Here is a 22,119-nt window from a genome sequence, read left to right as displayed (position 1 = left end):
GGCTCATCACGAGGCCCCGCTCAGTGCGGGTACCTTCGAGACGAGCCGTAGGGATACGGTAAGACCTTCGAGCTGATAGTGCGGACGCAGGAAGAACTTGGCGCTGTAATAGCCGGGGTTGTCTTCCATGTCCTCCAGGACAACGCGCGCGGAAGCGAGCGGTTTGCGCGCCTTGGTTTCCTGCGAGGAATTCTGGGGGTCGCCGTCGACGTAATGCATGATCCAGTCGTTGAGCCAGGCCTCCATCTCGTTGCGCTCCTTGAACGAGCCCACCTTGTCGCGCACGATGCATTTCAGGTAGTGAGCGAAGCGGCTGCAGGCGAAGATATAGGGCAGACGTGCAGCGAGCTTGGCGTTTTCGGTGGCCATCGCGTCGTGGTATTCGGCGGGCTTTTGTAACGACTGCGCGCCAAGGAACGCTGCAACCGTGGAGTTCTTCCGGTGCACGAACGGCATGAAGCCGTTCTTCGCGAGTTCGGCCTCGCGACGATCGCTGATGGCGATCTCGGTTGGGCATTTCATGTCGATGCCGCCGTCGTCGGTGGGGAACGTGTGCGCCGGCAGATCTTCGACCGCGCCGCCCGATTCGACGCCGCGAATCGCCGTGCACCAGCCAAAATTGCGGAACGAACGGTTGATATTGGTCGCCATGGCGTATGCGGCGTTGATCCACGCATAGCGGTCATGGGTTGCGCCGTCGACGTCTTCCTCGAAGTCGAACGCTTCCACGGGGTTTGTGCGCGCGCCGTAGGGCAGGCGGGCAAGAAAGCGCGGCATCGTCAGGCCGAGATAGCGCGCGTCATCGGATTTGCGCAGATGCGTCCATGCCGCGTATTCGCTGTTCTGGAAAATCTTGGTTAGATCACGCGGATTCGACAGTTCCTGCCACGACTCCATCTGCATCACAGCCGGCGATGCGCCGCTAATGAACGGGCAGTGTGCTGCGGCCGAGATTTTCGCGATCTCACCGAGCATTTCCACATCCTGCGGCCCGTGGTCGAAGTAATAGTCGCCCACGAGACAACCCAGCGGCTCGCCGCCGAACTGGCCGTACTCTTCTTCATAGATCTTCTTGAAGATCGGGCTCTGGTCCCACGCGACGCCTTTGTAGCGCTTCAACGAGCGATTCAGCTCCGTTTTCGTCGCGGGCATGTAGCGGATCTTCAACTGCTCGTTCGTTTCGCTGTTCGTCACGAGGTAATGCAGGCCTCGCCACGCGGACTCGAGCTGCTGGAATTCGTCGTGGTGAATAATCGTATTGATTTGATCCGAGAGTTTGCGGTCGATCTCCGCAATGATGGTCTGGATCGTCTGGTATGCGTCGTCCGACACGACGACCGCGTGTTCGAGCGCCTGAAATGCGAGTGTTTTGACAGCTGCGTCGATCGCTTCGCGGGCGCGGTCGCTGCGCGGATTCAGTTCGTCGACGAGTGCAACGGCGAACTCATCGTGCGACGGAAAGTCGATGGTCGTTGTTTGCAGTATGGCTTCGGCAGTCTTCATGTGCGTTTCACCGGGATGCGGGTGGATGGGCTGCTGGGCAGTCGGTGCCGTCATGCTTCGGGTTCGTCGCCCGACGGCGAGCCAGCAGGCTGGTCTTGGCCCGGGGCCCTGGATTGGTCTGCGGTTTGATCCGTGAGGCGGGCGATGGATTCGAGCAACGGGCGGCTCTTCAGCGCCTGCATGAGCATGGCTTCGGCATTGCTCTTGCCGTCCATATAGGAGAGCAGGTTCGAGAGTTGGCGCCGGGCCATCAGCAACTGGTTCAGTTCGGGCACCATGCGCGCGACGCTGGCCGGCGAAAAGTCTTCCATCGACTCGAAGGTGAGGTCGATGGCCAGCTTGCCGCTGCCGGAGATTTCGTTGGGCACATGAAACGCTGCGCGTGGCTGCACTGACTTCAACCGGTCATCGAAATTGTCGACGTCGATTTCCAGGAACTTGCGTTGCTCCAGGCTGGGCTGCTGTTGGTTGGACTTGCCAGCAAGGTCGGACAACACGCCCATAACAAAGGGAATGTCGACGCTCTGATTGCTTCCGTAGGTTTCGACGTCGTACTCGATCTGAACCCGTGGTGCGCGATTACGCCCAATGAATTTCTGTCCCGTCGATTTCGAATCGCTCATTTTCGGAGTCCTATAAATAAAAGGTGATGCTGCGTCATGAAGATCGATGCCAAGGATTGAGTCAGCCGTTGCCGCCGAGACCGGCCAGCAGGTCGATGTGCGGAATGGCTTCCGGCGTCATGTCGCGAATGATTTCGTAAAACGTCATATGCAACAGGCGTTGAGCGCGACGGATCAGCAACGACGAGGGGTGAGCCGGTTCGCAGGCCTCAAGATAGAGGCAGACTTTTTCGAGCAGAAGACTCGCGTCATCTCGGGAGCGAACTTCACCGGTGTGGCTCGAGCTTGCGAGCGACCTGTTGCTAGCCGCCGATGGTGCTGCCGATACGATTGTGTCCGGCTGCGCAGTTGCCGCAACGTCATTCGCCGTGGCTTCTGCCAGGAGCGAGAATACGGCGCGCAGCGGCTTTTCCACCGCGCTTGTATCGGGTACCCAAGTTTCGTCCAGGCAAGCCGATACGATGTGGCGAAGATTCTCGATATGAGCGAGCAGCTCGCCCGCGACGTCGAGCGAGGCCCGTTCCGCATTGAGCGCCACACACAACTCTTGCCGTGTGATGCCTCCGTCCTGTTCGGTCGAGCCGTCGAGCAACGCGCCGGCTTTGCGCAGCGAAAGGTCGACGCCGCGCACCTGCAGCAGGCTCGCCGCGCGAGCGCGCGCACCGAGGGCTTCCTGCGAGAAGAACGCTTGCAGCGCATTCGCGCGGGAGAACGGGTCGGGTTGCCCATTGTCGTCGAGTTCGATACGTGGGTGCACACCGGCCCAGTGGTTGTCGAGCAGATCGGCGGCCAGCGCCAGACCTTTCGCGTACCCCTTCAATCCGGCAGATTCCATCCATGCCCGCGTGAGCCATGCCACGACGCGCAGATCCTTCGAGCGTTGCAGCAACGCTTGGCCTTGCTGCCTGACGAGCTGCCAGTCTGGCGCGATCGCGGCAATGACCGTGTCGCCATATTGCTGATCGCCGATGCCGGTGACAGTGCGTTCAAGCTCGATGAACGCCGCGTCGTACTCGAGGTTTTCGCCGCAGTCACCCATTGAATCGCTCACGCGCGCGGATTCGGGCGCACTGAGTGGCTCTGCAAGCGGATAATCCTGATCGGTATTCACGCGGTGTTGCCCCGTAATTCAGATAAGTGTTGTGGCTATTTTTGAAAACGAGTGCTTCTAAATAAAGGCTAAATTTTTCGTGAGCGGGATATCGTTGAATTTAGCTTCAATGAGTTGCAACCCACTTTATGCGAATCAAATGAAAACACATTGGGAGTGAGCTGCGAGGGCTTTTCGAGTTGTGCTGTTGTACGAGATTCATCCCGTCTTGTGTGGCTTGGAAATAGTGGTGACAGAATAAACCCGATTGTAAGGAAAGGGCTAGCAATCGATAAAATTCATGACGATTATCAAATTGATATATGGCGTACTTGTTTGGGATATATATTGTCTGAATCGAGATATAAATTCGTTATCGCAATTATTATGCTGTTTGAATTGGTTATTAATATCCCATTGGATTTGATTGGGTTGCCGGTGATTCACGCATGTGTAAATCGACTGTCTTTACCGTTTGGCGGCTGGAGAAAGGGCGTGCGAGCCCGATGCCGGCGGCGCTAAAGTTCGCGGCGAATCTGCCGTAGACGGGGGGTGTGGCGGACCCGGGGGACTCCCTCGCGCGGCCTGACAACAAGAAGGAGACCGTCAAGACATGAAAGCTGCATTGCAGGGGGCGCGGCGCGCCGGTTTCGTGCCGCAAGATGTGCGAGCGGACAGGACGCTCTCGGTGAAGACGATGTTACGCGTCGCGTTTGCGGTGGTGCTGGCCGGCACGCTGGCTATCGGTGCCTTTTCGCTTGCGCAGATCAGCCGCCTGAACGACTCGACGGAATCGATCTATGAGCAAGGTCACGTTGCCAGCCGCGCGGCGGAGGAGGCGCGTGCTCACGTGCTGCGTGCGAGCCGCGCGCAGAAAATGCTGCTTACTGCGACCACCGCCAAGGAGCGAGACGAGTTGGGCGCCGATATCGATAAGGATCTCGCCGCGCTCGTGGCCGAGATGAAGGTGCTCGAGCAATATTCGACTCAGTCAGGAGGTGACGCGCTCGCTCAGCAAAAGCAGTTCGCGGGGGCGGCGCAAACATGGAGCGGGCAATTGCGCGAATTCGTCACGCTCGTGAAAGCGCAGCCGCTCGATCTTTCGCAGATGAACTGGCAAGTCGGCACGCAGGACGTGTCGCTGCTCGTCGAAACGGAGAAGCTCGAGAAGCTCGTCGATCGGCTCGTCGCGCAGCGCGGCGCTGCCGCCAAGGCGACGATCGCGGCGTCGGCGTTCATCTACGAGTCGTCGTTCGTGATGATCGCCGCGGCGACTGTGGGGCTCTTCGTGCTCGCTTTCGTCGTGAGCGAATGGGTCGTGCGGCGACTCGCGCGCCAGCTCGGCGGCGAGCCCGCGCATGCGAAGGCCATTGCCGCGCGCATTGCTTCGGGCGATCTCGCGCAGCCGGTCGAGGTTCACGCGCGTGACGCGTCCAGCATGCTCGGTGCGCTGCGCGATATGCAGAAAGGGCTTTCGGCGACGGTGGCCGAGATTGCCGCGAGTGCGGAGGCGATTGCTGCTGCATCGGGACAGATCTCGACAGGCAATCTCGATCTTTCACACCGTACCGAGGCACAGGCCGTTGCGCTCGAACGCACGGCGAGCAGCATGGAGCAACTGACTTCCACAGTGCGCCTGAATGCCGAAAACGCGCAGCAGGCGAGCACGCTGGCCGGCAACGCCTCGCAGATCGCGCAGAAGGGCGGCGCCGTAGTGGGCCGCGTGGTGACCACGATGAACGAGATCAACGAGAGCGCGAAGAGCATCGCCGACATCATCGGCGTGATCGAGGGCATTGCGTTTCAAACCAACATTCTGGCGCTCAATGCGGCGGTCGAAGCGGCGCGGGCGGGCGAGGAGGGGCGCGGCTTCTCGGTGGTCGCGGGTGAGGTGCGCAATCTCGCGCAGCGCAGCGCCGCGGCGGCGCGAGAGATCAAGGCCCTGATTACCGACTCGGTTGCGCGCGTGGCGAACGGCTCGACGCTCGCCAGCGACGCGGGCCGGACCATGGAAGAGGTCATGACGGCCGTGAAGCGTGTGAACGACATCATCGGCGAAATTTCGGCGGCGTCGAGCGAGCAGCGCGCCGGCATCGAGGAGATCAATCGCGCGGTGACGCAAATGGATGCAGGCACGCAACAGAACGCCGCGCTGGTGGAAGAAGCCACGGCGGCGGCGCAATCGCTCGACGATCAGGCCAAGGTGCTCAAACGTCTCGTGAACACGTTTCAGCTCGCCTGAAACTGCTTTACTTCGCGTCGCGCTCGATGATCCATTCGTGCGCGGGATCGTTGTGGAAGTGCCACTCGCGCTTGGGGCCCGCCATGACGTTCAGGTAGTACGAATCGTAGCCGTAGGGCACGACCACGGGATGGTAGCCGCGCGGCACCATCACGATGTCGTGATCTTCTACGGCCATGGTTTCGTCGAGGTCGCGCGCGTCGGTGTAGACGCGCTGGAATGCGAAGCCCTGGCGCGGATTGAGCCGGTGGTAATAGGTCTCTTCCAGCGCGCTTTCATGCGGCAGGCGGTCGGCGTCGTGCTTGTGCGGCGGATAGCTCGAGGAATGGCCCGAAGGCGTGCGCACTTCGACCACGAGCAATGACTCCGCCGGTTCGGTCTGCGGAAGAATATCGCAGACGTAGCGCGTATTCGCGCTCTTGCCGCGCGTCGAGCGCTGCATCTGTGCGGGCTCGATGAGCCGCACTGGCAGCGTGCCTTGTGCGGGCGCGCTCGCCACGCCCAGTTCGGCCTCGCGCGTGGCGCGCACCGTGGCCTTCACTCCCGGTGGAACATAGAGCGCGTAGGGCGCGGCGTCTTCGAACACGCTGTCACGCGAACCGAGGCTCGAATACTGCCTGCCGTCTGCTTCGATACTCACGGCGCCCGAGAGCACGACGATGCAGCTTTCGCGGTTCGTCTCGTAGACATAGACCAACTCATCCGCCGCGAGCCGGTACGCGGCGAAGCCGACATAACGCCAGCCCGCCGTGGCGGGCGTGACGCGCGCGATTGTCTGGCCTTCGCGCTCGGCCTTGACTAGCAGGCTCATGCTGCCTCCTTGCTCGTGTCGTTTTGATGGTTATCCGAATTAATTGGCGAGTCGATCAGCGAACGCAGTGTGCGGTAACCCTTTTGCGCATATTCGTACGAGGGTGCGATCACCGGGTCCTGCTCGGCTTCCACAACAAGCCAGCCGCGATAGCCGTGCTGTTTCAGGCGCGCGACGATCGCCGGAAAATCGACCGAGCCGTCGCCGGGCACCGTGAACGCGCCTGCCAGCACCGCATCGAGGAAGCTCCAGTTGCGGTTGCGCGCGAGCTTCACGACGGCGGGGCGCACGTCCTTGCAGTGCACGTGGCAGACGCGCGCGATGTGCTTGTCGAGTTCGACTATGGGGTCGCCGCCCGCGAACGTGATATGGCCCGCGTCGAACAGCAGGCCCACGGCGTCGCTCGTGCGCGCCATGAGTTTGTCGACGTCGGCGGGCGTTTCCACATACGCGCCCATGTGATGGTGATACGCAAGCCGCACGCCGTGCGAAAGCGTATGACGCGCGAACGCTTCGACACGCGCGGCATAGTTGTCCCACTGTTTCTCGCTGAAAAAGCGCGGGCGCTGATAGAGCGGGCGCGGCGCGCCCTGAATCGAATCGGCGACTTCGCCATACACCATTACGGTGGCGCCGTTTTGCGCGAGCAAGTCCAGATGCGGGCCGACGGCCGCAATCTCTGCTTCCACGCTGCGATGTGCAAGCATGCCCGAGTACCAGCCCGACACAAGCGACAGATCGTACTGCGCGAGCAATGCCTTGAGCGCCTGCGGTTCGCGCGGAAATTTGTTGCCGAGCTCAAAGCCTTCGTAGCCGATCTCTCGCCCTTCGGCGAGCGCCACCGAGAGCGGCGTTTCGCCTCCGAGCGAGGGCAGGTCGTCGTTCATCCACGACAGCGGATTGATGCCGATGCGTGCTTCGAATGCGCTCATGTGGGTTCCGTTTCATCATGTGTGGGCGGAGTCGTGGGCTGCGCTTCGCCGGGCTGCTCGCGCCGGCTGCGCGCGGCGAGATGCGCGTCGTAGTGCTCGCGCGCCTCGCGCACGGCGGCACGCGTCGACACCTCGGGTACGGCGACTTCCCACCACCAGCCGCCTTCCTCGGTCGTGCGCGCGGGATCGGTGTCGATGCTGATGAGGTAGGTGCGCGACGCCGCGCGCGCGCGTTGCAGCGCCGTTTCGAGTTCAGCGATGTTGGCGACGTGCTCGGCCTGCGCGCCCAGCGCGCGTGCGTGCGAGGCGAAGTCGATGCGCGGCGCGCCGAGCGGCCCTTGCGCGCAGTCCTCGAACAGATTGTTGAACGGCGCGCCGCCGCAGGCCTGCTGGAGGCGGTTGATGCAGCCGTAGCCGCGGTTGTCGAGCACGACGATGATGAGCTTCGCGCCGAGCATCACCGAGGTGGCGATCTCGCTGTTCATCATCAGATAGCTGCCGTCGCCCACCATGACGATGACTTCGCGTTCGGGCCGCGCGAGCTTCGCGCCAAGGCCGCCCGCGATCTCGTAGCCCATGCACGAGTAGCCGTATTCGACGTGGTACGCACCCGGCTGGCCGGCGCGCCAGAGTTTGTGCAGTTCGGCGGGCAGGGTGCCGGCCGCGCACACGACAATGTCTTCGGCATACGAACGGCTCGACGAACGCTGCACGGCGCCGATCACATCGGCATCGTAGGGCAGACTGTGACGCTCTTGCGGCGCATGCGTGAGGGCTTCCACGCTTGCGCGCCATTCGTCGGCAAGGCGCCGTGCGTAGGCGGTCCAGTTCGCGTCCGCGCGCCAGTTGAGGAGCTCGTCGCCCAGCGCCGCGAGCGCGAGTTTCGCATCGGCCTCCACGGCCAGCCCGTTGTGCTTGAGTGCGTCGAAGCCGTTCGCGTTCAGGCCGATCACGTGCGCGTGGGCGAACAGCGAATTCGAGCCGGTCGTGAAGTCCTGCAGGCGCGTGCCCACCGCAAGAATGCAGTCGGCGTCGCGCGCGAGCGCGTTGGCGGCGGGCGAGCCCGTTACGCCGATCGCGCCCACATTGAGCGGGTCGTCCCAGGCTAGCGCGCCTTTGCCCGCTTGCGTCTCCGCCACCGGAATGCCGCGCGCAGTGGCAAGCGCCTTGAGTTGAGCGGTGGCGCGCGAGTAGAGCACGCCTCCGCCCGCAACGATGAGCGGACGCTTGGCGCGATGCAGTTGCGCGAGTGCCGCGTCGATCTCGGCTTGCACCGGCGCATTCGCGTGAAAACTCACGAGGCGCGGCGTGAAGAAGTTCGCGGGATAGTCCCATGCCATGGCCTGCACGTCTTGCGGCAGTGCGAGCGTGACCGGGCCGCACAGCGCGGCGTCGGTGAGCACGCGCAGCGCGCGTGGCAAGGCAGTGAGCAACTGCGCGGGATGTACGATGCGGTCGAAGTAGCGCGATACCGGCTTGAGCGCGTCGTTGGCGGAGACGCCGCCGTCATGAGGATCTTCAACTTGCTGAAGCACCGGGTCGGGTTCGCGCGAGACGAAGGTGTCGCCGGGCAGGAGCAGGAGCGGCAGGCGATTCACATGTGCGAGCGCGGCAGCCGTCACGAGGTTGGTGGCGCCAGGGCCGATCGACGTGGTGACGGCCATCATACGGCGGCGGAAATGCGCCTTCGCGTAAGCGATTGCGCTGTGCGCCATGGCTTGCTCGTTGTGCGCGCGCAGCGTGGGCAGTTCGTGGCGATAGTGATAGAGCGCCTCGCCGAGGCCCGCCACGTTGCCGTGCCCGAAAATGGCGAACACGCCGCCGAACAGCGGCTCGGTGCGGCCCGAACCGTCTTCGCAGGCCACGCGCTGCGCCGCGAGAAAGCGCACCAGCGCTTGTGCTGTGGTGAGGCGTACGGTGGCGGCCGGTGCGTTCGGCTGGGCGTCAGGCGTCGTGTGTGCTGTGCCGGCGATGGGAGCGATGCGCTGATTCATGCTGCTTTCTCCTCATGCTTGGCGTGAGCATCGCGCGGCGCCTGGCCTTGTACCTGGTTTCGCGCCGCACGCCAGGCCGCGATCAGCGTCTCGAACGCGCGGCGCACGCGTGCGATCAATTCCTGGTCGTCGATTTCTCCCGCGAGCCAGGCGAGGCTCGGCTCGTAGAAGATCGTGCGGCCCACCGTGAAGCCGCGGCACGTCTGCGAAGCCGCCGCCGCGCGAAAGCCGCTCGTCAATTGCTCGATGGGTGCCGAGAGGCCGAGCAGCACCACGCCACGGCAATGCGGATCGCGTTCGGCGATCAGCGCATCGATCTCGCGCCACTGCGCTGCGTCCATCGGCTCGAGCTTCCACCACTCGGGGTAAAGGCCGATGTTGTAGAGCCGCTTGAGCGCGCGATAGACGGTGTCGGGCGCATTTGGCTTGCCATCGAGCTTCGGCGGAATCACTTCGAGCAGCAGTTCGTGGCCGCTCGCCTGCACCGCGTCGTAGAGCGCGCGCAGTTGCGCTTCCTGTTCGAGACGCTGCTCGACCGGCTCGTCGGGATGAAACTGCACGAGGCACTTGACCGTATGCCCGATGGGCCAGGCTGCGAGCGTGGTGCCGATCGAGCGGCCATGATCGAACACCAGCGGTACCGAACCCGGCAGTTCGACGGGGCGGCCGATCCACCAGTCACGCCCGGTTGCCGCGTTGAGTGCGTCCTGGCCGTAGCGGTCGTCGATCAGGACGCCGATGCGGCCATGCAGGCCGAGCGCGCTTTCGGTCTGTGCCACGGCATCGACGAACAGGTTCTTCAGGTGCGAGATGCGCGCCTCGCTGGCGCCGGTTTGCTGGGCGAGGTCGAAGAACTGGTTGCGATGGTCGAACGCGAAGCCCAGCACCTCGTCGTACTGTTTGCGCGCGGGCGTCACGCGATGCAGCCGGGCGAGCGTGGCGTCGCGATCGGGCCTGCGCATGCGCACGGGGTCCGCAGCGGCTTCGCGCAGGAAATAGTCGAGCTCCGCCGGCGTGGGCATCGCGGGTGCGCAACCGTGGCGCGAGACCACGAGTGCGCCGCACGCATTGGCCGCGCGCGCGCAGTCCTCTAGCGGTGCGTCGCGCAGCCAGCCCGAAAGAAAGCCTGCCGCGAACGCGTCGCCCGCGCCGAGCACGTTGAGCACCTCGACTTCCACGCCGCGCTGCAGCGGCACCGTATCGAGCGAATCGGGCACCGCGCCCTCGACGATCTGGCAGCCGAGCGGGCCGCGCTTCACGAGCAGCGTGGCGGCCGTGACTTCGCGCACGCGCTTGAGCGCATCGGCGAGTGTTTCCTTGCCGCCCGCGATGCGGAACTCCTCCTCGGTGCCGATCACGAGGTCGAAGCGCGGCAAGATCCGTTGCAGATGTTCGCTCACGCCCGCGCTCGCGATGAAGCGCGTCTCGCCGTCGGCCTTGCCAGTCAGGCCCCAGAGCACAGGCCGATAGTCGATGTCGAGCACGGTGCGCACGTTGTTGCGGCGCGCGTGGTCGAGCGCGGCGAGGCTCGCGCGGTTCACCTGTTCGGTCGAGAAGTGCGTGCCGGTGATGAGCAACGCTTTCGACGAGGCAATGAAGGCTTCGTCGAAGTCGCCCGCGTCGACGGCCATGTCGGCGCAGTTCTCGCGATAGAAGATGAGCGGAAAGGTATCGCGGTCTTTCAAGCCGAGCAGCACGAGCGCGGTGAGCCGCTCGCGGTCGATGCGCACGTGGCTCGTGTCGCAGCCTTCTTTCGTGAGTGTTTCGGTGAGGAAGCGGCCCATATGGTCGTCGCCGACGCGCGTGAGCATGGCCGCGTTCAGGCCGAGCCGCGCGCAGCCGAAGGCGATGTTCGCCGACGAACCGCCGAGATACTTGGCGAAGGTGGAGACATCCTCGAGCCGCGCGCCGACCTGCTGCGCATAGAGATCCACGCCGAGCCGGCCAAGGCAGACGATGTCCCGGCTGCGCGCGCTCGCGAAGCGCGAAGGGGTGGTGCTGGGGAGAGCCATGAGCATTCCTGTCGTATTCGGTCCCGCACGTAGTCAAATGGTCGCGCCGTCGAGCTCGGCAATCATCTTCTGCATCTCCGCGCCGCCGGCCATCATGTCCAGCACCTCGTTCTTGCTGATCGTGTCCTTCGTGTACGTGCCGAGCGAGCGGCCGCGATTGAGCAGCGTGAACGAGTCGCCAATCGGGTAGGCGTGGTGGACGTTGTGGGTGATGAAGATCACCGAGATGCCTTTGGCGCGGGCGTTATGAATCAGCTTGAGCACGTTGAAGCTCTGCTTCACGCCGAGCGCGGCAGTTGGCTCGTCGAGAATCAGCACTCGCGCGCCGAAATGAATCGCACGCGCGATCGCAAGGCACTGGCGCTCGCCGCCCGACATCGTGCCGATGGCCTGATGCGGGTCGCGCACGTTGATGCCCATTTCGGAAAGGCGGTCTTTCGCGATGGTTGCGCTCGCATCGAGATCCATCACGTTGATGAAGCCGAAGAGCTTCTTCTGCGGTTCGCGGCCCATGAAGAAGTTGCGCGCCACCGAAAGCAGCGGCACTAGCGCGAGATCCTGATAAACCGTTGCGATGCCGAGGTCGAGCGCGTCCTTGGGCGAATCGAAGCGCACGGGCTTGCCGTCCACGAAATACTGGCCCGAGGTGGGCGCGTGCACGCCGGCCAGCGTTTTGATGAGCGTGGACTTGCCCGCGCCGTTGTCGCCGAGCAGGCAGTGCACTTCGCCGCGCTTCAGGTGCAGCGTGACGCCGTTGAGCGCAATGACCTTGCCGAAGTACTTGCTGACGTTTTCGAGAGCGAGGATCGTGTCGCTACTTTCACCGGAAGCGGCGCTGTTTTGCGAGGATGTCATGTTGGCCTCCAGCTTACGATTGCGCGACACGGCGGCGCACATAATGATTGAAGAGCACGGCGATAAGCAGCATCACGCCAAGGAAGACGCGGAACCAGTCCGAGTCGATGTTCGTGTAAGTGATGCCGATCTGCACGACGCCGAAAATGAGCGCGCCGAACGCTGCGCCGATCACCGAGCCGTAGCCGCCCGTGAGCAGCGTGCCGCCGATCACCGCGGCGATGATGGCCTCGAACTCCTTTTGCAATCCGCGGTCCGCGGCGGCCGAGCCGATGTCGCACACTTGCAGCACGGCGAACAGGCACGAGCAGAACGCGGTGAGCATGAAGAGCGAGATCTTCACGCGCTTGACCGGCACGCCCACGTTCTTCGCGGCGTTGGCGTCGCCGCCCACGGCGAGGACCCAGTTGCCGTAGCGCGTCTTGGCGAGCGTGAACGCACCGATGGCCACGAGCGCGAACCACCAGAGAATGACCTTCGGCACGCCCGGTACGAGCGGTTGGCCGTTGTCGAGCATCTTGCCGATGCCAAGATGCGCGAGCGCTACGAAGAGGCCCTTGAATGCGGTGCCGTGAAAGAGCAGGTTGGTCATGTAGTCGGCTTTCGCGACATCGCCCACGCCGGAGACGATCGTGCGGTCGGCGAACATGATCGAGAGCGCGAGCGTGAGGCCGCGCAGGATGAACAGGAACGCGAGCGTGACGATGAACGAAGGCAGGCGCGTGCGCATCACGAGGTAGCCGTTCAATGCGCCTAGCGCGGTGCAGCCCACGAACGCGAACAGAATGGACAGCGCGATGGGCCAGTGGAGGTACATGGTGGGAATGGCCACCATCATGCCGGCAAAGCCGATCATCGAGCCGATCGAGAGGTCGAACTCGCCGGCGATCATCAGCAGGCAGGCGCCAACGGCAAGGATGCCTAAGTAAGCAGCCACCTGCGACCAGTTCATCACGCCGTCGAGGTCGAACATGCCGGAGCCGCCTGCGCCGATCGCGAACACGGCGAACACGAGCACGGTGCCGGAAATCGCGGCAAATTCGGGGCGGCCGAGCAGATGCCCGAACCACGACTCGCGCCGCACGCGCTCGTCGTCGGCGCCTGGCCCCGCTGACGACGGCTGACCCGTGCGCGGGTCTTGCGTGTCGTCCGTTGCATGCGAGGGGAAGTGTTTGCCGGCTACACCCATGATGGCTCCTTGATTCGACCGGACCATGCGCACGTCTGGTGTGCGCCGGGTGCGATCGCTTGGTGACGGAAAGACGCTTCTCTAACCTGCGGGATCAGCGGTACTGGCCCGCGTACTTCACGACCTTGTCGAGGTTCTCCTTGGTGATGAAGCCCGGGCCCGAACGGATATTGCGCGGTCCGTACGAGGGTTGCAGGCCGTAGGTTTCCAGACGCTGCTTGAACTTCGGATTGGCTTCGAGAATCTGGCGGATCTTCGCCGGGTCGGTCGTATGTTCTTTCTTCACGATCGCGAGCACGGCCACCGGGATATAGCCCTGCAGATACGGCTGCTGGTCGATGGCGAACTGAATCGTGCCCGCGCGGATCGCCTTGGCGATCTCATCGGAGAAGTCGAACGTGCAGAAGTAGATCTTGCCCGCGAGGCCCATCTGCTGCACCGCCTTGAGCGTGGCCGCCGCCGGCACCGGGCCGAGCGTGAGAATCGCTCCGGTGTTCGGATGGTTGCGCAAATACGCGCTCACCTTCGACTGGATTTCGGTCGGGTCCTGGCCCGAGTCGATCGTCGAGGTCTTGTAGTTCACGCCGATGGCGTCCGCGAAGCCGCGGCAACGGTCGAACGAAACCGTATTGGTGGCGATGTGGTTCACGCAGAGAAACGACTTCACGCCCGCAGCCTTGGCTTTTTCGCCGGCTGCGTGGCCCGCCACGTATTCAGGCTGGCCCACGTGCATGATCGCGCCGAGCTTCGCGCTCTGCTCCTCGGTGCCGGAGTTGATCGTGACGAGCGGGATCTTCTTTTCCGTGACCTTGCCGATGGAGCTCTTCAGCACGTCGTAGTCGGCGATGGTGGTGATGACGCCGTCGTAATTGCGCGCGGCGGCCTGCTCGATCAGGCGCGCCATGTCGGCGATGTCGCCGTTGGGCGGATTGCGGTAGTCGGTTTCGACGTTGAAGTCCTCGTCGGCCTGCTTGATGGCGTTCTTGATGGTGTTCCACCACGAGTCCGAATCCGGCGCGTGGCTGATCAGCACGAAGTGCGCGTCGGCGGCCTGCGCCGATTGCGCACCCAGCGCGCTCAAGCCGCTCAGTCCCGCTGCCAGCGTGAGCGCTGCGGCCAACCTTCGGAGCATGGTCTTGCCCTTGCGTTGCGTCATTGTCTCCACCTTTCTCGGTCTGTCGTTCGTTCTTGGGGTGAGCGACGCGCGCTTCAGGGCTTGCGTTGCCGCTTCGCTCATCGACAAGAGTAGGCGATCGTTGGGCGAGTTGCAACAGAAATTTCATTGCAAATAAAAATGGAAAATCTGTTCCAATCACGAGCGGCGCTGCCTATAATCGGCTCCGTCGAACAGGGAAAAACGATCATGGCCGATGAAACCAGCGACGCCGTAGCAGGCGTGGACGAATTGATGCAGCGCATTGCGCACGAGTACGAGGCGCTGCCGCGGCAGTTGAAGAGCGTCGCAACTTATATCGAGCAGAACCGCGCGAGCGTCATGATGGATCGCACCAGCGACATTGCTGCGAGCTGCTCGGTGCATCCGTCGGCGGTGGTGCGGTTCGCGCAGCGCTTCGGCTTTTCGGGCTTCTCCGATTTGCAGGCGGTGTTCCGCCAGGCCTATGCGGGGCAGGGGGCGTCGGCCACGAGCTATCAGCAGCGCATACGCCAGTTGATCGAAGCGAAGGACGGTAGCGCGAGTCCGGACCTCGGCGGCGCGGTCGCGCGCGAATTCATCGGCGCGTGCCGCAATGGGCTCGACGAACTGGAGGCAGGACTCGACGACGCGCAGTTCGACGCCGCCGTGAAGATGCTCGAGCACGCGGACAACATCTACGTGATCGGTGTGCGCCGCTCGTTCGCGGTGGCGAGCTATATCGTCTACGCGCTGCAGCACACGAGAAAGCGCGTGCATCTCGTGTCGGGCTTCGGCGGCATGTATCACGAGCAGATCCGCAGCGTGAAGAAGGGTGATGTGGTGATCGCCATCAGCTTCGCGCCTTACGGCAAGGAGACGCAATACTGCCTGCGCGTGGCGCAGCAGCATCAGGCGAAGACGCTGGTTATTACGGATAGCCAACTTTCTCCGCTCGCGCGCCACGCCGATGCACAACTGTATGTGAAGGAGGGGAGCGCGTTCGCGTTCCGCTCGCTGACGAGCACGTTTTGCCTGTGCCAGGCGCTGTTCGTGGCGCTCGCGTACCGGCTCGAACTCAATGTGGAAGAATCGACCGACCCTGGAGAATACGATGACTGAAGCAAAGACGCCGAACGCGACGGTGAATGTTGCAGTATTTGGCGCGGGCCGCATCGGCCGGATTCATGCGGCGAACCTCGCGCGCCAGCCCGGCGTGCGTCTGAAGTATGTGGTCGACGTGAACCGCGAGGCGGCGGCCGCGCTCGCGGCGGAGCACGGCGCGCAAGTGGCCGACGTGGAGGGCGCGCTCGGCGATGCTTCGATCGACGCGAGCGTGATTTGCTCATCAACCGATACGCATTCCGAACTGATATTGAAATCGGCGGCGGCGCGCAAGCATATCTTCTGCGAGAAGCCGGTCGATCTCGCGATCGGCCGCGCGCGCGAGTGTGCCGATGCGGTGGCGAGCGCGGGCGTGGTGGCCATGATCGGCTTTCAGCGCCGCTACGATCCCACCTTTGCCGCGCTCAAGGCGCGCCTGGATGCGGGCGAGATCGGCACGCCCGAGATGCTGGTCGTGACGAGCCGCGACCCGGGCGCGCCGCCCGTGGACTACATCGTGCGCTCGGGCGGCATCTTCAAGGACATGCTGATCCACGACTTCGACATCTTCCGCTGGATTCTCGACGACGAAGCCGACACCGTGCATGCCACGGGCAGTTGCCTCTCCGATCCGGCCATCGCCGATGCGGGCGACATCGACTCCACCGCCGTCACGATCCGCACGAAGCGCGGGCGTCTTTGCCAGATCAACACGGCGCGGCGCGCGGCCTATGGCTACGACCAGCGCTTCGAGATTCTCGGCAGCGCGGGCATGCTCCAGGCGGGCAACATGACGCCTACCGAGGTGGTGTCGTGGACCCAAAGCGCGGTGGCGCGGGATGTGCCGGAGGCGTTCTTCCTCGAGCGTTACCGGGCGGCCTATGCGCGCGAGATGGCGCACTTTTACGAGGCCGTCACGCAGGGCACGCCCGTGCGCACGAGCGTGGCCGACGGCCTCAAGGCGCTGGAGCTTGCGGAGGCGGCGGCGCTGTCGTGGCGCGAAGGCCGCGTGGTGAAGCTGGGGGCATGATCACGTCGCGCGAGCGAGGGCCGTGGCGGCATCGCGCTTGCCAGATAGAGAGGATTCCAAAGGAGACAGGCGATGCAGGCGAATGAACGTACCCGGCCGTTGCGCGTGGGCGTGGCCGGATTGGGGCGGCTCGGGCGGCGGCATGCGCTCAATCTTGCGTACCGTGTGCCTGGCGCGACGCTGGCGGCCGCATGCAGCCCGCTCGACGGCGATCTTGCGTGGGCGCACGAGGCGATACCCGAAGCGCGGCAGTATCGCGACTATGCCGGGCTGCTGGCCGATGCCACGGTGGACGCCGTGTGGCTCGTGACACCCTCCGCACTGCACGCGCAGCAGGTCGTCGCGGCGTTGCACGCGGGCAAGCACGTGTTCTGCGAGAAGCCGCTCTCGCTCGACGTGGCGGAATGCGAGCGCGTGGTCGACGAGGCGCGGCGCTTTTCCGGGCAGCAGGTGACGATTGGCTTCATGCGCCGCTTCGATCCGAGCTATCACGACGCGTTCTCGAAGCTGGGCGCCGGAGCGATCGGGCGGCCATTTCTCGTGCGCTCGCAAACCTGCGACCTCAACGATCCGGACGGCTTTTTCGTGCGCTTCGCACCGGGCTCGGGCGGCATCTTCCTGGACTGCACCGTGCACGATATCGACGTCGCGCGCTGGCTGCTCGGCAAGCCGCGAGCCACGCGCGTGTTCGCGGCGGGCACGGTGGCGCTGCACGAGGGCCTGCGTGAATTCGGCGATGTCGACAACGGTGTGGCGATCTGCGAATTCGAAGGCGGCAAGCTCGCCATGTTCTACGCGTCACGCACCATGGCGCACGGCAACGACACGTCGAGCGAGGTAATCGGCACGGCCGGCGCGCTGGCGATCGGCCATGCGCCGCGCGCGAACCGAGTGGAGATCTACGACATGCACGGCATGCGCAGCGAATGCACGCCGACCTTCTTCGACCGCTTCGAGGAGGCGTTCCTTGTTGAAGCGCAGGCGTTTGTCGCGGCGGTGCGTGCCCGAGAGGGCGGTGAGACGGAAGACGCGGCGGCGGGTGCGGGGCAGGGCGCGACGCTGGAGGACGCGCTGGAAGCGACGCGAATCGGTTGTGCGCTGCGCGAGTCGCTGCGCATGGGGCAGGCGGTGACACTCTGAGGTGCGCAGGCCGCCAGAGGCACGCAAGCGGTGTTGTACGCGGCTGCGGTAAAATCGCTGTTATCCGTGCACACCCAGCGCCCTCCGCCGAGGTGGCGCGCCAACGAAGGATCCAACCCGATGCAGATTCAGGTTCACAAGGAAGTGGATGCGCGTGGGCTGAACTGCCCGCTGCCGATCCTGCGCGCCAAGAAAGCGCTCGCCGACATGGAAAGCGGCCAGATTCTCAAGGTTCTCGCGACCGATCCCGGCTCGCAGCGCGATTTCGCGGCCTTCGCCAAGCAAACGGGCAATGAGATCGTGGAAAGCTCGCAGCAGGACAAGACCTTTGTGTTCCTGATGCGCCGCCGCTGAAACAGCCGGCGCGCTGCGCCCGAGCGCAACGCATGAAAAAATGGCCCGCAATCGTGAGATTGCGGGCCATTTTCTTTGCCGACCAGGGAAGCTTAGTCGGGGGCGCCTAGCCGGGGGCGCCTAGCCTTCCAGTTCCGGCTTGCGCGTACGCAGATATTCCGCGAAATCGGCGGCCACTTCCGGGTGGCGCAGCGCGAATTCCACAGTGGCCTTCAGGTAGCCGAGCTTGCTGCCGCAGTCGAAGCGCGTGCCGTGGTACTTGTACGCGAGCACTTGCTCGTCGGCGAGCAGCGACTGGATGGCGTCGGTGAGCTGGAGTTCGCCGCCCGCACCCGGCTTGATCGAGCGCAGGTGCTGGAAAATACGCGGCTTGAGTACGTAGCGGCCCACCACGCCGAGGTTCGACGGCGCGACTTCGGGCGCCGGCTTCTCGACGATGCCCGAGAGCTTGACGATCGCGTCTTCCCACTCCTTGCCGTCGACGATGCCGTACGAGCGCGTTTCCGAGGGCGGGATCTCTTCCACGCCCAGCACCGAGCTATGGTAGTGGTCGAACACATCGACCATTTGTTTCATGACGGGCGGCGTGCCGTAGAGCAGGTCGTCGGCGAGGATCACGGCGAACGGGTTGTCGCCCACGAGCTTCTCCGCGCACAGCACGGCGTGGCCCAGACCCAGCGCTTCGGGCTGGCGCACGTAGAAGCAGTCGACGTTGTTCGGCTTGATGTTGCGCACCAGCTCGAGCAGCTTTTCCTTGCCGCGCGCTTCGAGTTCGGCTTCGATCTCATACGATTTGTCGAAGTGGTCTTCGATCGCGCGCTTGCTGCGGCCCGTCACGAAGATCATTTCGGTGATGCCAGCCGCGACGGCCTCCTCGACCGCGTACTGGATCAGCGGCTTGTCCACGACCGGAAGCATTTCCTTCGGGCTCGCCTTGGTGGCCGGAAGGAAGCGCGTGCCGAGGCCCGCCACCGGGAATACCGCTTTAGTAACTTTTAGCATGTCTCTAGTCCTGGTCCTGATGGGTCTGGCGCCGCGCGCGCCGCCAGACTCTTTCTTGACTGATTCAGGCCGGCAGCCGCGCGAGTTGCGCGGTCAGCTTGCCCAGCGTTGCCTGGAATTCTGCCAGCCTCTTCTGCTCCTGCTCAACCACCGCAGGCGGGGCTTTTGCAACAAAACTGTCATTTCCTAGCTTGGCATTGCACTTCGTCACTTCATTTGTCAGTCGCGCGATTTCCTTCGAGAGACGCTCGCGTTCGGCCGCCACGTCGATCTCCACCTTGAGCACGAGCTTGTCCGTACCCACGATAGCAACCGGCGCGCCCGCCGAGGCGGCGTCGAGCGTCGCTTCGTCGGCGATGATCTGGACCTCGGAAAGCTTCGCGAGCGCCTGCGCATAGGGCGCAAACGACGCGAGACGCTCCGCGTTGCCCGTCACCAGCAGCGGCACCTTCGTCGCGGGCGAGAGGCCCATCTCGCCGCGCAGGTTGCGGCATGCATCGATCACGGCCTTCAGGTTGGCGGCCCATTGCTCGGCGGCTTCGTCGATCTTCTTCGGCTCGGCCACGGGGTAAGGCTGCATCATGATCGATGCCTCGCCCTCGGCTGCTCCCTGAGGGTACACGTCGGTGAGCGGCGCCACCTTCTGCCACAGCGCTTCGGTGATGAACGGAATCACCGGGTGCGCGAGGCGCAGCACCGTCTCCAGCACGCGCAACAGCGTGCGCCGGGTGGCGCGCTGCTGCTCGGGCGTGCCGGTCTGGATCTGAACCTTCGCGAGCTCCAGGTACCAGTCACAGTATTCGTCCCAGACGAACTTATATATGGCGTTGGCCACGTTGTCGAAGCGATAGTCGGCGAAACCCTTCGCGACTTCGGCTTCCACGCGCTGCAAGAGCGAGACGATCCAGCGGTCGGCCTGCGAGAAGTCGGTGTAGCCGCCCGGGCCGCAATCGCCCGGCTGGCACGCGCCCGGCTTCGAGAAGCCGCAGTCGTGGCCTTCGCAGTTCATCAGCACGAAACGCGTGGCGTTCCAGAGCTTGTTGCAGAAGTTGCGATAGCCCTCGCAGCGCGCGAGGTCGAAGTTCACGTTGCGGCCGAGCGTGGCCATCGAGGCCATCGTGAAGCGCAGCGCGTCGGTGCCGAAGGCGGGAATGCCGTCCGGGAACTCCTTGCGCGTCTTCTTCTCGATGGTCGCGGCCTGCTTGGGATTCATGAGGCCGGTGGTGCGCTTGGCGACCAGCGCTTCGAGTTCGATGCCGTCGACAATGTCGATCGGGTCGAGCGTGTTGCCCTTGCTCTTGGACATCTTCTGGCCTTCGGCGTCGCGCACGAGGCCGTGCACGTAGACCGTGTCGAAGGGCACCTTGCCGGTGAAGTGCGTGGTCATCATGACCATGCGCGCGACCCAGAAGAAGATGATGTCGAAGCCGGTGACCAGCACGGAGGAGGGCAGGAAGGCCTTCAGTTCAGGCGTTTCGGCCGGCCAGCCGAGCGACGAGAACGGCACGAGGGCCGACGAGAACCACGTGTCGAGCACGTCCTCGTCGCGCTTGAGCGCGCCCTTGTAGCCCTTGGCGTCGGCCTGCGCGCGCGCTTCTTCCTCGCTCTTCGCGACGAAGATCTCGCCGTTCTCGCCGTACCACGCCGGGATCTGGTGGCCCCACCAGAGCTGGCGCGAGATGCACCAGTCCTGGATGTTCTCGAGCCACTGGTAGTAGGTGGTGGTCCAGTTTTCCGGCACGAACTTGATCTGGCCGCTGCGCACCACGTCGAGCGAGGTTTCGGTGATCGACTTGCCGGGGTTGAAGGTGCCCTCGGGCGCGGGCTTGGTCATCGCCACGAACCACTGGTCGGTGAGCATCGGCTCGATCACGACGCCGGTGCGGTCGCCGCGCGGCACCATGAGCTTGTGCGGCTGCACCGATTCGAGCAGGCCCAGCGCCTCGAAGTCGGCCACCACCTGCTTGCGCGCCGCGAAGCGGTCGAGGCCGCGGTACTTTTCAGGCGCGTTGTCGTTGATCTTCGCGTCGAGCGTGAGGATCTCGATCATCGGCAGGCCGTGGCGCTGGCCCACCTGGTAGTCGTTGAAGTCGTGCGCGGGCGTGACCTTCACGACGCCCGTGCCGAACTCGCGGTCCACGTATTCGTCGGCGATGATGGGGATTTCCCGGTCCGCGAGCGGCAGCTTCACCGTCTTGCCGATCAGGTGCGCGTAGCGCTCGTCTTCCGGATGGACCATCACGGCTGTGTCGCCGAGCATGGTTTCCGGGCGCGTGGTGGCGACCGTGAGGTGGCCCGAGCCGTCAGCGAGCGGGTAGCTCAGATGCCACAGATGGCCGTTTTCCTCTTCGCTCGCCACTTCGAGGTCCGAGACGGCGGTGAGCAGCACCGGGTCCCAGTTCACGAGGCGCTTGCCGCGGTAGATCAGGCCCTGTTCATAGAGGCGCACGAACACGTCGCGCACGGCGGCCGACATCTTGTCGTCCATCGTGAAGTACTCGCGCGACCAGTCGATCGAGGCGCCGAGGCGCCGCACCTGGCCCGTGATGGTCGAGCCCGACTGCTGCTTCCATTCCCACACGCGTTCGACGAACTTCTCGCGGCCGAGGTCGTGGCGCGAGATCTTCTGCGCGTCGAGCTGGCGCTCGACCACGATCTGGGTCGCGATGCCCGCGTGGTCGGTGCCCGGCACCCACAGGGTGTTCTCGCCGAGCATGCGGTGGTAGCGCGCGAGGCCGTCCATGATCGTCTGGTTGAACGCGTGGCCCATGTGCAGCGTGCCGGTGACGTTGGGCGGCGGCAACTGGATCGAGAAGTTGGCGCGGCCGGGCGTGAGGGTCGCGGCGGCGTAGCCGCGGCGCTCCCATTCGGGGCCCCAGTGGGCTTCGATCGTCTGCGGCTCGAAGCTTTTCGCTAGCGTGCTGTCGCTCATGGGTGGAATCTGCCGAAAAAAGATGCTGAAAACCTTCGATTATAAGGGGAAGCGCCGTCAGGCCGGGCCGTGGTTCGGTCTGCGGCTCGCGGCGGCGGATTGCTGGGTGCGCGCCGCTGTGCTTGCGTTGTCGCCACGGCCACGCTACGGCCGCGAAATTGTTTTTGCCGCTAT

General features: G+C 64.1%; 17 protein-coding genes. 5 read left to right on the top strand and 12 right to left on the bottom strand.

The window, feature by feature from the left end; all coding sequences use genetic code 11:
* Nucleotides 1-6 precede the first annotated feature (6 nt).
* The 3 genes from tssC to tssA all read right to left on the bottom strand — a co-directional run bounded on the left by tssC (nucleotide 7) and on the right by tssA (nucleotide 3,237).
* A complete protein-coding gene (gene tssC, locus HV773_RS24585; protein WP_129563305.1) occupies nucleotides 7-1,503 on the bottom strand; it encodes a type VI secretion system contractile sheath large subunit in 1,497 nt (498 codons plus the stop codon).
* Between the two features lie 50 nt (nucleotides 1,504-1,553).
* Nucleotides 1,554-2,126: a type VI secretion system contractile sheath small subunit gene (gene tssB, locus HV773_RS24580; protein WP_129561668.1), complete on the bottom strand. Its 573-nt coding sequence runs from the start codon at nucleotides 2,124-2,126 to the stop codon at nucleotides 1,554-1,556.
* A gap of 61 nt (nucleotides 2,127-2,187) precedes the next feature.
* Complete coding sequence (gene tssA, locus HV773_RS24575) at nucleotides 2,188-3,237, bottom strand: type VI secretion system protein TssA (RefSeq protein WP_129561669.1); 1,050 nt, start codon at nucleotides 3,235-3,237, stop codon at nucleotides 2,188-2,190.
* Nucleotides 3,238-3,829: 592 nt separating this feature from the next.
* On the opposite strand from tssA, the gene HV773_RS24570 reads away from it, so the two are divergent.
* Nucleotides 3,830-5,458, top strand: coding sequence for a methyl-accepting chemotaxis protein (locus tag HV773_RS24570; RefSeq protein WP_129561670.1), 1,629 nt, complete (start codon nucleotides 3,830-3,832; stop codon nucleotides 5,456-5,458).
* 7 nt (nucleotides 5,459-5,465) lie between these two features.
* Here the strand turns inward: HV773_RS24570 and iolB are convergent, their stop codons facing one another.
* From iolB to HV773_RS24535, 7 genes are all read right to left on the bottom strand, one after another.
* The gene (iolB, locus tag HV773_RS24565) at nucleotides 5,466-6,269 is read right to left on the bottom strand and encodes a 5-deoxy-glucuronate isomerase (RefSeq protein ID WP_129561671.1); all 804 of its coding nucleotides are present in this window, start codon (nucleotides 6,267-6,269) and stop codon (nucleotides 5,466-5,468) included.
* Entirely contained in the window at nucleotides 6,266-7,201 is a 936-nt protein-coding gene (iolE, locus tag HV773_RS24560; protein WP_129561672.1) for a myo-inosose-2 dehydratase, read from the bottom strand. The genes iolB and iolE overlap by 4 nt, the downstream gene beginning before the upstream one ends.
* A complete protein-coding gene (gene iolD, locus HV773_RS24555) occupies nucleotides 7,198-9,195 on the bottom strand; it encodes a 3D-(3,5/4)-trihydroxycyclohexane-1,2-dione acylhydrolase (decyclizing) (RefSeq protein ID WP_129561673.1) in 1,998 nt (665 codons plus the stop codon). Before iolD ends, iolE begins: the two co-directional genes overlap by 4 nt.
* Nucleotides 9,192-11,207, bottom strand: a complete 2,016-nt coding sequence (locus HV773_RS24550; protein ID WP_129561674.1) for a bifunctional 5-dehydro-2-deoxygluconokinase/5-dehydro-2-deoxyphosphogluconate aldolase — start codon at nucleotides 11,205-11,207, stop codon at nucleotides 9,192-9,194. The genes iolD and HV773_RS24550 overlap by 4 nt, the downstream gene beginning before the upstream one ends.
* A gap of 33 nt (nucleotides 11,208-11,240) precedes the next feature.
* Complete coding sequence (locus tag HV773_RS24545) at nucleotides 11,241-12,062, bottom strand: ATP-binding cassette domain-containing protein (protein ID WP_129561675.1); 822 nt, start codon at nucleotides 12,060-12,062, stop codon at nucleotides 11,241-11,243.
* Nucleotides 12,063-12,075: 13 nt separating this feature from the next.
* Entirely contained in the window at nucleotides 12,076-13,251 is a 1,176-nt protein-coding gene (locus tag HV773_RS24540; RefSeq protein ID WP_129561676.1) for an ABC transporter permease, read from the bottom strand.
* 94 nt (nucleotides 13,252-13,345) lie between these two features.
* Nucleotides 13,346-14,407 carry a sugar ABC transporter substrate-binding protein gene (locus HV773_RS24535; RefSeq protein WP_129561677.1) on the bottom strand — a complete coding sequence of 354 codons (1,062 nt, stop codon included), beginning with the start codon at nucleotides 14,405-14,407 and terminating at the stop codon, nucleotides 13,346-13,348.
* 207 nt (nucleotides 14,408-14,614) lie between these two features.
* On the opposite strand from HV773_RS24535, the gene HV773_RS24530 reads away from it, so the two are divergent.
* From HV773_RS24530 to HV773_RS24515, 4 genes are all read left to right on the top strand, one after another.
* On the top strand, nucleotides 14,615-15,505 hold the full coding sequence (locus tag HV773_RS24530; protein WP_129561678.1) for a MurR/RpiR family transcriptional regulator: 891 nt from the start codon (nucleotides 14,615-14,617) through the stop codon (nucleotides 15,503-15,505).
* A complete protein-coding gene (gene iolG / locus HV773_RS24525) occupies nucleotides 15,498-16,517 on the top strand; it encodes an inositol 2-dehydrogenase (RefSeq protein ID WP_129561679.1) in 1,020 nt (339 codons plus the stop codon). Before HV773_RS24530 ends, iolG begins: the two co-directional genes overlap by 8 nt.
* A gap of 72 nt (nucleotides 16,518-16,589) precedes the next feature.
* Nucleotides 16,590-17,657, top strand: a complete 1,068-nt coding sequence (locus HV773_RS24520; RefSeq protein ID WP_129561680.1) for a Gfo/Idh/MocA family oxidoreductase — start codon at nucleotides 16,590-16,592, stop codon at nucleotides 17,655-17,657.
* Between the two features lie 126 nt (nucleotides 17,658-17,783).
* Nucleotides 17,784-18,011 (top strand): sulfurtransferase TusA family protein, encoded by a 228-nt coding sequence (locus tag HV773_RS24515; protein ID WP_028208042.1) that lies wholly within the window; start codon nucleotides 17,784-17,786, stop codon nucleotides 18,009-18,011.
* A 120-nt stretch (nucleotides 18,012-18,131) separates the two neighbouring features.
* On the opposite strand, the gene galU is transcribed toward HV773_RS24515, so the two are convergent.
* Nucleotides 18,132-19,013: a UTP--glucose-1-phosphate uridylyltransferase GalU gene (gene galU / locus HV773_RS24510; RefSeq protein WP_129561681.1), complete on the bottom strand. Its 882-nt coding sequence runs from the start codon at nucleotides 19,011-19,013 to the stop codon at nucleotides 18,132-18,134.
* A 64-nt stretch (nucleotides 19,014-19,077) separates the two neighbouring features.
* Nucleotides 19,078-21,945 (bottom strand): valine--tRNA ligase, encoded by a 2,868-nt coding sequence (locus HV773_RS24505; RefSeq protein ID WP_129561682.1) that lies wholly within the window; start codon nucleotides 21,943-21,945, stop codon nucleotides 19,078-19,080.
* Nucleotides 21,946-22,119 lie beyond the last annotated feature (174 nt).

Origin of the sequence: Paraburkholderia caffeinitolerans (assembly GCF_902859945.1) — a bacterium.
Lineage (GTDB): Bacteria > Pseudomonadota > Gammaproteobacteria > Burkholderiales > Burkholderiaceae > Paraburkholderia > Paraburkholderia caffeinitolerans.
This window is presented reverse-complemented; position numbering and strand designations above follow the sequence as displayed.